The organism is Ruegeria sp. CE12, assembly GCF_056537525.1.
In genome coordinates, this window is sequence record NZ_JBQFRS010000009.1 from 102621 (window position 1) to 117324 (window position 14704).

Below are 14704 nucleotides of genomic sequence, written 5' to 3' on the forward strand. Positions count from 1 at the left end.
CTTCAAAACACGCCCAGACTGAGACCCGCAGCTAAGGCTGCTCCGATCTCTGCGCATTTCTCAAGCTCGTCGTCCCGGATTTTCTTTTCCGCCAGAATCGCCTCGGGCGTTTGCGCATGTGTGCAAATGATCAGCGGTGGCTGTACTTCTTTCAACCGCCAGCCTGTCGCAATCCGCGCAATCTGACGGGCCGCATTCTCACCGTCAGAACCTGCGCAGACCATTTGCGCGTAGGGTTTGCCTTCGATCTTGCCCAACACTGGATAGTAGCTGCGGTCAAAGAACTCCTTCATCAAACCGGAAATGGCAGCAAGATTTTCGGGTGCACAAAAGATGTACCCATCCGCCAAAAGCAAATCTTCTGGTCCGGCCTGATCCGCAGGCTTTAGAACAGTATCCGCTTCTTCCTGCGCCGCTTTGGCCGCTGCTTCGGCCATTTGCCGACTGCCGCCCGTACGTGAGTGATAAACAATCAAAAGCTGCGACATGTCAGACCCGGTGGTAGGGACCGCCGGAAAGGATGGTTGCGGCCCGGTAAAGTTGCTCGGCCAGCATCACACGGACCAACATGTGGGGCCAGACCATGGACCCAAATGAGATGGAAAAATCCGCCTCTGCCCGCAGACTAGGGTCTATTCCGTCCGCGCCACCGATGATCAGCGCCAAATCCTGACGCCCGGCATCACGCCAGCCACCCAGTTTCTTGGCAAAATCCGGCGAGGACATCACCCGCCCCCGTTCATCCAACGTACAAATCACTGCACCCTTGGGCAGCGCCCTGCGCAGCAACGCGGCCTCGGCACCCATACCTGCATTTTTCTTATCTTCGACTTCAATAACCCGTGCTGGACCAAGGCCCAACGCACGGCCGGTCCGGTCAAATCGGGTCAGGTAATCTTCAAGCAGGGTCTTCTCCGGTCCGGCACGCAATCGCCCGACCGCACAAATGCTGATACGCATATATCTCTCGCCGCCGGCCTGTTAATGCAGGCCGGGATGACGCCTCAGTTCGCCGAGGCGCTGCCGCCCTGAGGCAGCCACATCTTTTCCAGCTGATAGAATTCACGCACTTCGGGGCGGAAGATATGGACGATCACGTCGCCCGTATCGATCAGCACCCAGTCGCCGGCATCTTTGCCTTCGACCTTCGAGGTGAAACCGAATTCCTGCTTGATGCGATCCGTCAGCTTTTCCGCCATGGCCGAGACCTGACGAGTCGACCGACCCGAGGCAATCACCATGTGATCCGCAACAGAAGACTTACCTTGCAGGTTGATCTGCACGACGTCTTCGGCCTTGTCATCGGAAAGTGAGGAAAGGATGCGTTCAAGCAGCTTATCGCTGATTGACTGAGAGTGGGCCATTACACCGGCCCCATCTTCGGCGGGCAAACCCGCCTGTGTATGTAGAGACAGGACATAGTCCTCCTTTGCTGCGCGCCATGAAACCCCGGCGCCGGGGTACTAATAAGGTAACAAGGGGAATGCAACATTTCAATGAACGGACGCTTCTGGGTCCGCACGCGCAGTCACTCTTTGGCGATCTGTTGCGCGACTGCGTCGTCCGACAACAGCCGAACCTCTCGCTGCGGGAAGGGGATAGAGATACCTTCTTCTTTGAAAGCGTCCCAGAGGGCGAGATAGACATTGCCGCGGATATTGGTCAGCCCTTTGGTTGGATCGCTGATCCAGAACCGCAAAACATAGTCCACGCTGCTGTCGCCAAATCCGGTGATATGGCAAACCGGCTCATGCGTTCCACCACTCAGCACGCGCGTGACGGCTTTTACCGACCGGATCGCGGTTGCACGCACCTGATGCGGATCGTCGTCATAGCTGGTCCCGAAATCCAGATCGAGCCGCACAAATCGGTCCGAATGCGACCAGTTCACAACCTGATTGGTGATCAGATCCTCGTTCGGGATCAGATACTCCCGCCCGTCCCGCGTCACCACTGAGACATAGCGCGCGCCCAGCGCATTTATCCAGCCAAACGTATCACCCAGCGAGATTACGTCGCCCGGTTTGATCGACCGGTCCATCAGGATGATGATCCCGGAAATCAGGTTCGACACCACTTTTTGCAAGCCAAAACCGATGCCCACACCGATCGCACCGGACAACAACGCGATACCGGTCAGGTCAAACCCAAGGGTGCGGATCGCGGCCAGAAAAACCGCGCCATACAAAAGTACCTGAATGCCCTTGGCCAGCAAAACCTGCATAGATGGGGTGATGTCGTCATTGCCCTTCAATCCACGCTCGGCAGCGCGCGTGCCCAGCCGGGCAAGCGTCAGCAGTATTCCGATCAGCAGTACTGCCTTGATGATGCCGAGCGCTGAAATGTGCAGGTCGCCAACCGAAATCGCCACGCCATCCAAAAAGTCGGCCACATCGTCCGTCAGATTCAACGCAACCAGTGTTGCATAGATCCACATCGACCACTTGAATATCCGTCTGAGTGTTCGGTTGCGCACCAGCCGGGCCACCATTGCAATGACAAGCCAGGCCACCGCCAAGGTCGCAAACACGCCGATCAGATAGCTGCGTGACGGCCAGGTGACTTGCTGCATCACCAGATACAGCCCCCAGGACAGGATCACGAAATAGACAAGTGTCAGGCGACGCATCAGTTGGACCAGTGTGCGCAAACGCCATTTTGGCCAACCCGTACGCGCGCGCGCCCACGCCTCCCAGCGCTTTTGCGTCAGCAGTCTCAGGACAAAGGCCAGCGCCCACAGGAACAGGATGATGATCAACTGGTACTGTCGCCATCCCGGCGTCACGACCAGTTCAATCAGGTTTTCAAACTGCGAGGAAAAGGCCAAAGCCATGTTTTCATAAAGATCAGACAGCGATTCCGGCAACAGATCCTGGTTCATGCGCATCTCCTGCTGGTTAGCTTGGAGACCGATGCGCCCTGATGCAAGCCCAAGCTACCGGTCTACACGTATGCGGGATTGATCCTTGATTGACGCGAAGCTGCGATATATCTGAGGCGCATGAGACTCAATGTGGCCCAACTCCAGAATCTGGAAGACCGCGCGCGGTTGCGTGAACGGTTCTTTGGGGCTGCCCGCACGGTCCTGGCCCGCCTATCGGCGGCCTGAGCCACCTCGCCAGCTATTTCTCATTACATACGGGAGAGGACCTATGTCCCCCAAAACGCTCTATGACAAGATCTGGGATGCCCATGTCGCGCACGAAGCCGATGATGGCACCTGCCTGCTTTATATCGACCGCCACCTGGTACACGAAGTCACCAGCCCGCAGGCGTTCGAAGGCCTGCGCATGGCAGGCCGCAAGGTACGCGCACCGGAAAAGACCATCGCCGTCCCGGATCACAACGTGCCCACCACACCTGACCGGGTGAACGGGATCGAAAACCCGGAATCGCGCATTCAGGTCGAAGCGCTGGATAAGAACGCCAAGGATTTTGGCATTCACTACTACCCTGTGCATGACGTGCGTCAGGGCATCGTCCACATCGTCGGCCCCGAGCAAGGCTGGACCCTGCCCGGCATGACCGTTGTGTGCGGCGACAGCCACACCGCCACCCACGGCGCGTTTGGTGCGCTGGCCCATGGTATCGGTACGTCCGAGGTTGAACACGTTCTGGCCACGCAGACTCTGATCCAGAAGAAGTCCAAAAACATGAAGGTGGAAATCACCGGCAAACTGCAGCCGGGCGTGACCGCCAAGGACATCACTCTGGCCGTTATCGGCGAGACCGGTACTGCTGGCGGCACCGGCTACGTCATCGAATATTGCGGCGAAGCGATCCGCGATCTGTCAATGGAAGGCCGCATGACCGTCTGCAATATGGCGATCGAAGGCGGCGCACGCGCGGGCCTGATCGCCCCTGACGAGACCACCTTTGAATATGTCAAAGGCCGTCCCCATGCACCGAAAGGTGCCCAGTGGGAAGCGGCGATGGATTGGTGGAAAACACTCTATACCGACGAAGACGCGCATTTCGACAAGGTCATCACCCTGCGCGGCGAAGACATTGCGCCGGTCGTGACCTGGGGTACCAGCCCCGAGGACGTACTGCCGATCACCGCAACCGTGCCTCATCCAGATGATTTCGAAGGCGGCAAGGTCGACGCGGCCCGCCGTTCCATCGAGTACATGGGTTTGGAAGCCGGTCAGAAGCTGAGCGATGTCGAGATCGACACCGTCTTTATCGGCTCGTGCACCAACGGTCGTATCGAAGACCTGCGCGCCGCGGCTGAAATCCTTAAGGGCAAAAAGATCAAAGACGGTCTGCGCGCTATGGTCGTGCCGGGCTCGGGTCTTGTTCGCGCTCAGGCCGAAGAAGAAGGCCTTGCCGAAATCTTCAAAGAGGCCGGATTCGAATGGCGTCTGGCGGGATGCTCGATGTGTCTGGCGATGAACCCCGATCAGTTGCAACCGGGCGAGCGCTGTGCCGCGACCTCGAACCGCAACTTCGAAGGCCGTCAGGGCCGGGGCGGGCGCACCCATCTGCTGAGCCCCGCAATGGCAGCCGCTGCGGCAATCACAGGACGGCTGACAGACGTACGGACTCTGATATGACGCACGTGTTTGCAGGGACGTGCCCGATCTGCGAGCAACCGTCAAAATTTCGTTCAGAACACGATTGGCTGCGCGATTTTCTTCTGTGCTCGAATTGCGGATCCTTGCCGAGAGAACGTGCGCTTGCCTGGTGCCTTCACCACTTCATTCCGGACTGGCGTTCCATGGTGATCCATGAATGCTCACCTGCCGAACGAGGCATTTCAGTTCGGATGATGAAAGAAGCCCCCAGCTATATCGGCTCGCACTATTATTCGGATGTGCCGCGCGGTCAGAAGAATGGTCCGTACCAGTCGGAAAATCTTGAGCAACTGACCTTTGAGGACAACTCGATCGACATTCACTGCCATTTGGACGTTTTGGAGCATGTGAATGATCCCGGTGCATGTTTTACCGAAATGATGCGAACGCTGAAGCCAGGAGGGTTCATTATTTTCACCACCCCGGTTTATGAAACCAAAGCCACGACAGAGAGGCGCGCCTGGATCAGGGAAGATGGTGTGGAGCATCTGTTCGAGCCAGAGTACCACGGCAATCCGATCGACAATGAAGGCGCCGCGGTAACGTTCCACTTTGGCAACGATCTGTCCAGCCTGATCCTGAACTGGGCGCCGGGTGCATCGGTGCGCCAGGTCAGGTTGAACGATGCCAGCATCGGCGTACTGGGGGAGTTTCGGGATGTTTTTGTCGTGCAAAAACCCGACCCGAACCCTCCGGGATTTGTGACCCGAGTGCGCAATTGGCTCAGGTGAAGATGTGCTAAGTTACTCCGATCGATATTGCAGCACGCGTGATGGCGCGAGACGATACAAGAGAGAGTCAAGGATGGTTGGCAGAAACATCAAATCTAACGTAAGCTACCCTCATATCTAGATATTTGAGGGAGAGACTGAAATGAGTGATTGGGTCAAATGGCTCCTGCTGGGGCTACTATCCATAGCGTTTGGCATCTTTGTGCTGGGCGCACCTGTTGTTGCATCCATTGCAGTAACAGTGGTGACTGGCGTGCTGCTGCTGATATCAGGCGTGCTGCAGGTTGTTGGCGGCTTCACCGTTGAAGGTACGGGAAATAAGATCTTGTCCTTCATCATGGGTGCCGTAATGCTGTTTCTCGGGTGGTCGTTCCTCGATAACCCGTTGGAAGGCACACTGACGCTGGCGACGGTGGTTCTGATCCTGTTCATGGCAGGCGGTATTGCCCGGATCTTCCTCTCATTTCAGATGCGCGGAACGTCTTTTTTCTGGCCCACACTGATCTCGGGCATCTTGTCGATTATCCTCGCAGGTATCATCTGGAGTTATGCCGCAGAAGAACCTGCGGTACTGTTCCAGCTTCTTGGTATTTTGCTGGGCATCGAGATGCTGTTCAACGGGTTCGGTTTGGTCTTCATGGCGTTCTTCGTCAAAAACGCACCTAACGAAACGACAGAAGCGAAAGAAGCTTAAACGCGGGGCATGGGCGCGGCCCTCTCCCGCAGGAGTGTAGACATGGAAAAGTTCGACAAAGTCCACGGGGTGGCCGCCCCAATGCCGCTGATCAATATCGACACAGATATGATCATTCCGAAAGTACACCTGAAAACGATCAAACGGTCCGGCCTTGGCGTCGTGCTGTTTGACGAGATGCGCTATCACGATCATGGCGGCGAGAATGAGGAGTTTGTTCTGAACAAACCCGCTTATCGCAATACCGAGATTCTGGTGGCCGGCGACAATTTTGGGTGTGGTTCGTCACGGGAACACGCCCCTTGGGCAATCAAGGATTTCGGCATCAAGGTCGTAATCTCGACCAGCTTTGCTGACATCTTCTTCAACAACTGCTTCAAGAACGGCATCCTACCCATCGTGGTCGAAGAAGAGCATCATGTGATCCTGATGGAAGACGCCCACAAGGGCGAGAACGCCCGCATGACCGTGCATCTGGAAGATCAGCAGATCACTACATCAGACGGCGTGGTAATCGAGTTTGAAATTGATCCCCATCGCAAACATTGCCTGCTGAATGGTCTGGATGATATCGGCCTGACAATGGAAAAAGATCACCACATCGACAAGTTTGAAGATCATGCAAGTCAGGCCCGCCCCTGGGTTTGATTCTAGGCAGATACAACTTATGGGGGTCGCTTAGGCGGCCCTTTTCTTATTCTTGGGTGTAAAATATAAGCAACCACAACATGTAGCGGTGCATTCTGAATACACGTCATCTATGCGTCATCAATGATGCAAAGCCGCACCAGTTTTGCCATCATTTTGCCCGAAATCAGGTGTTTCCTGCCGCTTGGCTTGAGGTTTGAGCGGATAACCGCCAGTGTTGGCGCTAAATTGGCAACCGTCGAAATGATGGGCACAAGTTGGAACGAAGTCGGCGAAGAATCGACTAGTCCAGTTTGAAAGGGTTCGGATAGTGATTGCACGCACCACGGGGGCGGCGATACGCGGATTATTGGTGGCACTTCTTGTGCTCACCCCTGCGTTGTATCTCCCGACATCGACGTCGAATGGGACCGAGATTGTTGTCTTTCTCGCCATCCTCGCGTTTATCCTGACTTTTGCTGAATACAATTCGGCCTTTCCCAGCTTTATTGAATTTCGTGATGCGCCCCCGGTGAATCGCCTGCGTTTTGTCGGACTGATGTCGATGGTGTCGTTCCTGACGCTGATCTGTAAAAACGCCTACGCTCCGACAGAATTGACCAGTTCGATTTATTCCGTTGGCCTGGCCGTCGCTGCTGTGGTCGACTTTCCGTATTCACCCGTTCGATTGGTGGTATTGATGTTGCCCGCCGGTGCAAGTCAGCCGTTGATTGAATTGGTCCGGATTTCTGCCAGCGTCGCTTATGTGGCTGCTTTGGTGACGATCGCCAGCTTTGCATACGCGGTAAAAATGCGCGGTTGGCCGGTTGGAAATGGCGCGTTCAATGTCTGGACCAATCTGCCGCTTTTCGACCCGACCAAAGGTGGAGACGTGGTCACGCGTCTGCGCAGGGATGGAAAACTGAACATTTCGCTTGGCGTTCTGCTGCCTTTCCTGATTCCGGCGCTGATCAAGATTACAACCGACTATGTAGACCCCCTGTCGCTCAGTAATCCACAAACACTGATCTGGACATTAAGCGCCTGGGCCTTCCTGCCCGCCAGCATGATCATGCGCGGCATGGCAACGCTCCGTATTGCGGGTTTGATCGTCGAAAAACGCCGCGCCTATTCTACTGCCGAGACAACTCAGACTGCATGATCCGGTACCTGATCCTGTTGCTGCTGCCCCTGGCGGCACAGGCGGACCCCCTGCGCGTAGCAAGCTTTAACACTGAACTCAGCCGCGATGGGCCTGGTGTTTTGCTGCGCGATATTGAACGTGATGATCCGCAGGTCATAGCTGTTGTCGGTGTCCTTGCAGCAACGCAGCCGGATGTAGTCGCGTTGCAGGGTATAGACTGGGACTACAACAATCTCGCCCTCACAGCACTAAATGCAAAACTCAAAGCTTCGGGACTGGATTATGCCTACAGCTTTTCAGCGCAGCCAAATTCGGGGTTGGCCACAGGCGTTGATCTGGATGGTGATGGCAAATCCGAGGGCCCAGGTGACGCGCAGGGTTGGGGACGGTTTACCGGCCAAGGCGGTTTGGCTGTACTCTCGCGCTTCCCAATCCTGGCAGACGATGTCGCTGATTATTCAAAGACCCTTTGGAGGGATGTCCCCGGCGCCCGACTGCCGGTCTCAGACGGTTTGCCGTTTCCATCTGAACAGGCGCAATCAATCCAACGGCTCTCATCAACAGCGCATTGGGTTATACCAATTGATGCGCCCGGGGGCAGGTTTGACTTGATGACCTTTCACGCCAGCCCTCCGGTCTTTGACGGACCTGAAGATAGAAACGGCTTGCGCAACCGGGATGAGATCCGGTTTTGGTCGCTTTTGCTTGATGGCGATATTGGTACTGCCCCAACCGACCGGTTTGTGATCGCCGGGGATGCGAATCTCGACCCCAACCAAGGTGATGTTCACAAAGGCGCAATCCGGAATCTCTTGGACAATCCACAACTGCAGGATCCAGAACCCCGAGATTCAACTGGATCTGCGACAACGGTGGCCTGGAAAGGCGTGGGCGAGATGCGCGTTGACTATGTGCTGCCTTCAGCCGATTGGCAGGTGGAGCGTTCAGGGATCTACTGGACTGATGAGACAGGGAAACAGATCGAGGCTGCCGCCACTGCAAGCAGACATCGCCTGATCTGGGTCGACCTATCAATCCGACAAAACTAGTGCACCTGCGTCACCACCCCGGCTTTCAGGGGCCTGTCTGGTGACACACCATCTGCTGGTTGCAGCATTGGGGGGATTGAGGTCGACAAGGCGACCTCCAGATCCGTTGATTGAAAATCGCCAACCAGCTCGTCAAAAAAACTCCCGTCCAGTCGATGCGGAACATCCCAAAGATAGCGCATCTCAAGCAGATGCGGAGCTAACCGCCAGAATGGGCGGGCAAGCCGAAGAGGCCACCATTGCATGCGCTTCAATGCCAACTCTATACCGGTGGCCCGTGAAAGCCCGCGCATCAAGTCGTTCCCTGTCAGTGTGTAACCCGCAAATGGAACGTCACTGAACCGTGGCAGTTCCGCCCTCATCTCAGCCAGCGCAACAGCCGCACGTGCAAGATCAGGCAGGTAGGCCCAGGCGTGAGGGATTTCGGGGTTACCGGGATACACAAACCGGCCACGTGCAAGCTGCTTGATCATGACCTGATCGAACCAGTTTCCCGATGCCGTGGTGTCGATGAAGTCTCCGGCCCTTAGAATAATGGTGCGAACCGATGAGGCGCGGTAGGCTTCCTCCATATCTATCCTGATCCGTCCAAGAGGGTTTGTGGCCAAATGTGGGGTAGATGCCGACCATGGTCCGGGCGTCTCAGCCCCGAAGACATACACATTCCCCGGAACGATCACTGTAGAGCCACTGGCTGAGGCAGCCTCGATCACCTGCCGGTGCAGGTCCGGCACCATTTTGGCCCAATCGGGGTAAAGCGGGTTCCAGCCATTCACGATCACATCCACACCCTGCGCGGACGTCATCAGATTGTCGGTCTTGCGATCAAATCGGCGTGCGTCCCAGCCGGCGCTGCGAAATGCGTCTTCGGCATTCCGGCCAAACCGGCCAGACGCCCCCAGAATAAGAACTGATTGAGTCATGACCCCCTCCTTTTGCCCCGAACTTAGGCATTCATCAGGTTTGGGGAATTGTCGAAATTCGCAGATCATGTATTCATCTGTGTATGGACAGAACACTTACTCTCTCAGACTGGTCATTGATCCAAAGTTTTCTTGCGGTTGCAGATTCCGGATCGTTGTCAGCCGCTGCCCGAGAGCTTGGGCGCAGCCAGCCCACGCTGGGTCGCCAGATTCAAATCCTTGAAAGCGAGTTGGGTGTTTCTCTCTTTGACCGTCATGCCCGGGGTTTGAAACTCAGCCAGGTGGGTACGCAGCTATTGCCAATGGCGCAGCAAATGCACGAAGCAATGAGCGCTTTCAGCCTGACCGCCGCCGGGCAATCCCAACAACTCGAAGGGTCTGTCAGGATCACAGCTTCGGTTTTCGCCTCGCATCATTTGCTTCCCCCGATTCTGGCCGAGATCCGGAAACAAGAACCCGCGATACAGTTAGAACTTGTCGCGACAGATGTGACAGAGAACCTGCTTTATCGCGAAGCGGACATCGCCGTGCGTATGTATCGTCCGGAACAGATGGATATCATCTCTCGCTATCTCGGGGATGTTCCTTTGTGTTTTTGTGCCGCTACATCCTATCTGGACCGCGCCGGGCGCCCGACGACACCTCAGGAACTGTTTGACCATGATCTCGTCGGGTTCGACGCCAACGAAGAGATCATTTCAAAGATGCGCGAAAAGGGATGGCCTGTTGGCAAGGACAGCTTTGCCACGCGATGCGATCTGCAAAGCGCATATTGGGAACTGGTCCGGGCAGGCTGCGGTATTGGCTTCAGTCAGGTGAAAGTAGCCCAGGCTGATCCAGCCGTAGAAATCCTGCAACTGGATGTCGATATACCTATTCTACCCGTTTGGCTTGCTGCGCCTCAGGCGATGCGACAGACCCCACGCATACGCAGGGTCTGGGATCTACTGGCCGAAGGCTTGAAGGCCAGCCTGTGAGCGTATTCAGAGCGCGCCTGTGTAGGTTCCACGCGGGGGATACTTGTTGTCCAGCGCGTATTTAATTCCACCCTTGATGTCGGCGATGGATGGGCGGCCAAACGGGGTCGATTGCTGCCACGCAAAATAAAGCGACCGGTCAGGTGCGATATAGAAATGCCCCGGCTCCGCAAAGAATGGCGCCTCAGCCGTACCCTCACGACCCTTGGACATGTACAGGCCCCAGTCATCTCGCGCCGCCGCTAATGGCAGGCTGTGCCCGACACGCAAACGCGAAGTGCCCGCCTTCTCGACCGTCTCAGCCGCGCGCTCGGCAGTGTCGGTGCTCAGCACGATCACTTCGATGCCCAGATCCGCGAAGTCATCCAACGCAGCTTCGACCTCGCCCATCTGGCGGATACAGATCGGGCAATGCAGGCCGCGATACTGAATCACCAGCGTCCCGTTTTCACCTTTGTCCGCATCCAGATCAAAGCTGCCATGTGCCACGGTTTCGATTTTCAGTTCAGGAACGGGATTTCCCGGTATCAACATGTGTTTTCCTCGTGTTTTGGCCGGATCGTCTCATTGACCCGATGCGGCGCAGACGCTAGGGCCTTTGCTGTAAAACGCAAGGAGACCCTTCATGTCCAACCCCTCGCTCCTCATCCTGCCCGGAGACGGAATTGGCCCGGAAGTTATGGCCGAAGTGCGCAAAATCATCGATTGGTTCGGCGCCAATCGCGGACTTCAATTTGACGTGAGCGAGGACCTCGTAGGCGGTGCAGCCTATGATGCCCATGGCAAGCCACTATCGGACGAGACCATGGCCAAGGCGCAAGAGGCAGATGCTGTTCTGCTGGGTGCCGTAGGTGGACCGAAGTATGACGATCTGGACTTCAGCCTCAAGCCCGAGCGTGGACTGCTGCGCCTGCGCAAGGAAATGGACCTGTATTCGAACCTGCGTCCGGCCCAGTGCTTTGACGCGCTTGCCGATTTCTCGTCGCTGAAAAAGGATGTGGTGGCCGGTCTGGACATCATGATCGTGCGCGAACTGACTTCGGGTGTCTATTTCGGCGAGCCGCGTGGCATCTTCGAAGAAGGCAACGAGCGTGTGGGCATCAATACCCAGCGTTACACCGAATCCGAGATCGAGCGCGCAGCACGTTCGGCTTTCGAGCTGGCAATGCGCCGGGGCAAAAAGCTCTGCTCGATGGAAAAAGCCAATGTGATGGAATCAGGTATCCTGTGGCGTGAAGTCGTGAATCGTGTCGCTGCTGATTATCCTGAGGTCGAGCTGTCTCACATGTATGCCGACAACGGCGCAATGCAGCTGGTGCGTGCACCCAAGCAATTCGACGTGATCCTGACCGACAACCTGTTCGGTGACATCCTGTCCGACTGCGCCGCGATGCTGACCGGATCGCTGGGCATGCTGCCATCCGCCTCGCTGGGCGCACCGATGGCCAATGGTCGGCCAAAGGCGCTGTATGAGCCCGTACATGGTTCCGCTCCGGACATTGCTGGTCAAGGCAAGGCGAATCCAATCGCCTGTATCCTCAGCTTTGCGATGGCGCTGCGCTACAGCTTTGATCAGGGTGAAGAGGCAGATCGCCTAGAAGCCGCTGTCGAGAAAGTTCTGGCTGATGGCGTTCGCACCGGTGACCTGCTGGCGGATGAGGGTGTCGAGCCTGTTTCAACCACAGAGATGGGCGATGCGATCGTTGATGCGCTGAACGAAAGTCTCTGACCCAATAGGCAGGCAGCGCGACACGCGCTGCCTGCCTTTCAGGCGTGAACATCAGTTCCTGCCGAAAATATCCTTCAACAAATTATCGACTGCCTTGGCAAATCCGCCGCCACCTTGCCGGCGCCGTTGCTGCGTTGGTTGTGCCACCTGAACCGGCGGCTCTGGGGCCAACATGGGCAGTGGTGTCGGGGTCATCCCTTCGGTCACGCGCAGCATGGTCTCTCTCCAGATTTCAGCTGGCAATCCGCCACCGGTCACGCCCGACAAGGGTGTGTTATCGTCATAGCCCATCCAGACACCCGCCACGTAATCCGCCGTAAAGCCGATGAACCAGGCATCCCGTGCAGCCTGTGTTGTCCCGGTTTTACCTGCCACCTGCCATCCGGGCAGCTTAGCCCGTTGCCCGGTGCCCTGAGATACGACGCGCTCCATCATCCATGTGAGTTGTTTGGCGGCATCATCCCGGATCACCCGCTCTCCGATCCCGGTCGTGGTCACCATGACCGGTGTCTCATCCCCTAACAGTTTCAGTTCGGTCAGGCCGTAGGGTTCCACCGATGAACCACCATTCAGGATACCGGCATACGCCCCCGTCATCTCGATCAGTGTGCTTTCTGACGCGCCCAGCGCCAACGCCGGCCCCTCGGCCAGATCGCTGGCAATTCCGAACTGACTGGCGACAGTCCGGACATTGTCCAGACCCGAGATATCGGCCACCTTCACCGCTGGAATATTCAGCGAGTTCTTCAACGCATCGGCCAGCGTCACACGCCCATAATATTTGTTGGTGTAGTTCTTTGGGCACCACTGACCCGATCCGGGGATGTTCCAACAAGTGGGCTCATCCACAACAGTATCCAATGGCGAATACCCCAGTTCCAGTGCTGTCGCGTAGACAAATGGTTTGAAGGAAGATCCGGTCTGGCGCAAAGCCTGCGTGGCCCGGTTGAATGCGCCTGAGACGCGGGTCTTTCGACCGCCAACCATGGCGCGCACGGCACCGTCGGCCGACATCACAACAATTGCAGCCTGCGCCTTGGACCCTTCGCGTACCTTCTCCTGAAATATGAACTGCAAGGCCTCTTCAGCTGATTTCTGCAGGCGCTGGTCCAATGTGGTCCGGATCACCACATCTTCGGTTGTATTGCGGGTAAAGAACTCGGGCCCACTGGCCATGACCCAGTCGGCAAAGTAGCCGCCTGCCCTTGCAGCTGCAGCCTCTGACAACTGCGCCGGGTTACTGCGCGCTGTGCTGGCCTGAGAGGCGGTCAGATATCCCTGATCCTCCATCAGCCCAATCACAAGGCGTGCGCGATCCTGCGACCGCTGCAGGTTATTGGTTGGGGCGTAGCGCGTCGGCGCAACAAGAAGACCTGCCAACATCGCAGCCTCGGACGGATTAACCTCGGCCGCCGATTTACCAAAGTAACGCTGGCTTGCAGCTTCGAAGCCACGGGCGCCCGCACCAAGGAACGCGCGGTTCAGATAAACAGTCAGAACCTCATCCTTGGAGTATTTGACCTCCATCGCCATCGCATAGATGGCTTCTTTGGCTTTACGCCACAGCGATCCCTGACGGCAGTCTGCCTCATAGGCTGCCTCGGATTCCCATTGATCCGGCTCATATGGCACACCCAGACACAGCAACTTGGCGGTCTGTTGCGTGATGGTCGAGCCGCCATGCCCTGACAGCGGTCCACGCCCTTCGCTCAGGTTGATGCGAACGGCGCTGGCTACGCCGCGCGGACTGACGCCAAAGTGCCGATAGAAACGCTTATCTTCGGTCGCAATCACCGCGTTCTTTAAGTGGGGCGAAACCGTATCCGCAGTAATTACACCGCCGAACTGGTCCCCGCGCCATGCAAAGACCTTGCCATCGCGATCCAGCAACGTAACCGATCCGCGCGCACGTCCATCCAACAGGGCATCCACATCCGGCAGAGATGAGTAAACGATCCCCACCGCGAGCGCGATGAGCAGTGCTGCAATCGCCCCGACACGCCAGGTCAGGCCCCAGATCAGTCGCCAGATCCAGCGGAACAGACGGCGGAAGATCCCTCCGCCGCTACCACCAGAGCCCTTACTGGTTTTCTTGCGTGCGGTCTTGCGCGTTGTTGTTTTGCGCGCAGTCGCTTTCTTGCCCGCCGGTTTGGCAGCACGTTTGGACGCCGTGGGCTTGCGCCCTTTCGACGGGTATCTCTTATCCGCGACCAGTGTCGCTTTGCGGCGCTTGGACTCAGTCATGCTCAACTC

At 56.8% G+C, this 14704-nt stretch carries 17 protein-coding genes; 9 read left to right on the forward strand and 8 right to left on the reverse strand.

Annotated features, from left to right (window positions below):
• Positions 1–2 precede the first annotated feature (2 nt).
• From ACR0IO_RS18230 to ACR0IO_RS18245, 4 genes are all read right to left on the reverse strand, one after another.
• Positions 3–488, reverse strand: coding sequence for a flavodoxin family protein (locus tag ACR0IO_RS18230; RefSeq protein WP_480743410.1), 486 nt, complete (start codon positions 486–488; stop codon positions 3–5).
• Between the two features lies 1 nt (position 489).
• On the reverse strand, positions 490–960 hold the full coding sequence (rlmH, locus tag ACR0IO_RS18235; protein WP_480743413.1) for a 23S rRNA (pseudouridine(1915)-N(3))-methyltransferase RlmH: 471 nt from the start codon (positions 958–960) through the stop codon (positions 490–492).
• Positions 961–1004: 44 nt separating this feature from the next.
• Positions 1005–1364, reverse strand: a complete 360-nt coding sequence (rsfS, locus tag ACR0IO_RS18240) for a ribosome silencing factor (protein WP_058276550.1) — start codon at positions 1362–1364, stop codon at positions 1005–1007.
• 164 nt (positions 1365–1528) lie between these two features.
• Positions 1529–2881, reverse strand: a complete 1353-nt coding sequence (locus tag ACR0IO_RS18245; protein WP_170336594.1) for a mechanosensitive ion channel family protein — start codon at positions 2879–2881, stop codon at positions 1529–1531.
• A gap of 120 nt (positions 2882–3001) precedes the next feature.
• On the opposite strand from ACR0IO_RS18245, the gene ACR0IO_RS18250 reads away from it, so the two are divergent.
• The 5 genes from ACR0IO_RS18250 to leuD all read left to right on the forward strand — a co-directional run bounded on the left by ACR0IO_RS18250 (position 3002) and on the right by leuD (position 6650).
• Positions 3002–3109 (forward strand): isopropylmalate isomerase, encoded by a 108-nt coding sequence (locus ACR0IO_RS18250; protein WP_155146764.1) that lies wholly within the window; start codon positions 3002–3004, stop codon positions 3107–3109.
• A 43-nt stretch (positions 3110–3152) separates the two neighbouring features.
• Positions 3153–4556 (forward strand): 3-isopropylmalate dehydratase large subunit, encoded by a 1404-nt coding sequence (gene leuC / locus ACR0IO_RS18255; protein WP_170336592.1) that lies wholly within the window; start codon positions 3153–3155, stop codon positions 4554–4556.
• Positions 4557–4771: 215 nt separating this feature from the next.
• Entirely contained in the window at positions 4772–5308 is a 537-nt protein-coding gene (locus ACR0IO_RS18260; RefSeq protein WP_480743416.1) for a class I SAM-dependent methyltransferase, read from the forward strand.
• A 142-nt stretch (positions 5309–5450) separates the two neighbouring features.
• A complete protein-coding gene (locus tag ACR0IO_RS18265; protein ID WP_155146770.1) occupies positions 5451–6002 on the forward strand; it encodes an HdeD family acid-resistance protein in 552 nt (183 codons plus the stop codon).
• Positions 6003–6044: 42 nt separating this feature from the next.
• Positions 6045–6650 carry a 3-isopropylmalate dehydratase small subunit gene (leuD, locus tag ACR0IO_RS18270; protein WP_155146772.1) on the forward strand — a complete coding sequence of 202 codons (606 nt, stop codon included), beginning with the start codon at positions 6045–6047 and terminating at the stop codon, positions 6648–6650.
• 120 nt (positions 6651–6770) lie between these two features.
• Here leuD and ACR0IO_RS18275 read toward each other — a convergent pair whose 3' ends face one another.
• Positions 6771–6974, reverse strand: coding sequence for a hypothetical protein (locus ACR0IO_RS18275; protein WP_480743530.1), 204 nt, complete (start codon positions 6972–6974; stop codon positions 6771–6773).
• Here ACR0IO_RS18275 and ACR0IO_RS18280 point away from each other — a divergent pair.
• On the forward strand, positions 6961–7791 hold the full coding sequence (locus tag ACR0IO_RS18280; RefSeq protein ID WP_170336588.1) for a hypothetical protein: 831 nt from the start codon (positions 6961–6963) through the stop codon (positions 7789–7791). The two genes, ACR0IO_RS18275 and ACR0IO_RS18280, sit on opposite strands and share 14 nt — an antisense overlap.
• A complete protein-coding gene (locus ACR0IO_RS18285) occupies positions 7788–8822 on the forward strand; it encodes an endonuclease/exonuclease/phosphatase family protein (protein ID WP_480743419.1) in 1035 nt (344 codons plus the stop codon). The genes ACR0IO_RS18280 and ACR0IO_RS18285 overlap by 4 nt, the downstream gene beginning before the upstream one ends.
• Here ACR0IO_RS18285 and ACR0IO_RS18290 read toward each other — a convergent pair.
• Entirely contained in the window at positions 8819–9745 is a 927-nt protein-coding gene (locus ACR0IO_RS18290; RefSeq protein ID WP_480743423.1) for a Rossmann-fold NAD(P)-binding domain-containing protein, read from the reverse strand. The two genes, ACR0IO_RS18285 and ACR0IO_RS18290, sit on opposite strands and share 4 nt — an antisense overlap.
• An 83-nt stretch (positions 9746–9828) precedes the next feature.
• On the opposite strand from ACR0IO_RS18290, the gene ACR0IO_RS18295 reads away from it, so the two are divergent.
• Positions 9829–10722 carry a LysR family transcriptional regulator gene (locus ACR0IO_RS18295; RefSeq protein ID WP_155146776.1) on the forward strand — a complete coding sequence of 298 codons (894 nt, stop codon included), beginning with the start codon at positions 9829–9831 and terminating at the stop codon, positions 10720–10722.
• A 6-nt stretch (positions 10723–10728) separates the two neighbouring features.
• Here ACR0IO_RS18295 and ACR0IO_RS18300 read toward each other — a convergent pair whose 3' ends face one another.
• On the reverse strand, positions 10729–11256 hold the full coding sequence (locus ACR0IO_RS18300) for a redoxin domain-containing protein (RefSeq protein ID WP_170336583.1): 528 nt from the start codon (positions 11254–11256) through the stop codon (positions 10729–10731).
• Positions 11257–11347: 91 nt separating this feature from the next.
• Between ACR0IO_RS18300 and leuB the strand changes: the two genes are divergently transcribed.
• On the forward strand, positions 11348–12451 hold the full coding sequence (gene leuB / locus ACR0IO_RS18305) for a 3-isopropylmalate dehydrogenase (protein WP_480743429.1): 1104 nt from the start codon (positions 11348–11350) through the stop codon (positions 12449–12451).
• A 51-nt stretch (positions 12452–12502) separates the two neighbouring features.
• Here leuB and ACR0IO_RS18310 read toward each other — a convergent pair whose 3' ends face one another.
• Positions 12503–14695 carry a transglycosylase domain-containing protein gene (locus ACR0IO_RS18310; protein ID WP_480743431.1) on the reverse strand — a complete coding sequence of 731 codons (2193 nt, stop codon included), beginning with the start codon at positions 14693–14695 and terminating at the stop codon, positions 12503–12505.
• Between the last annotated feature and the right edge of the window lie 9 nt (positions 14696–14704).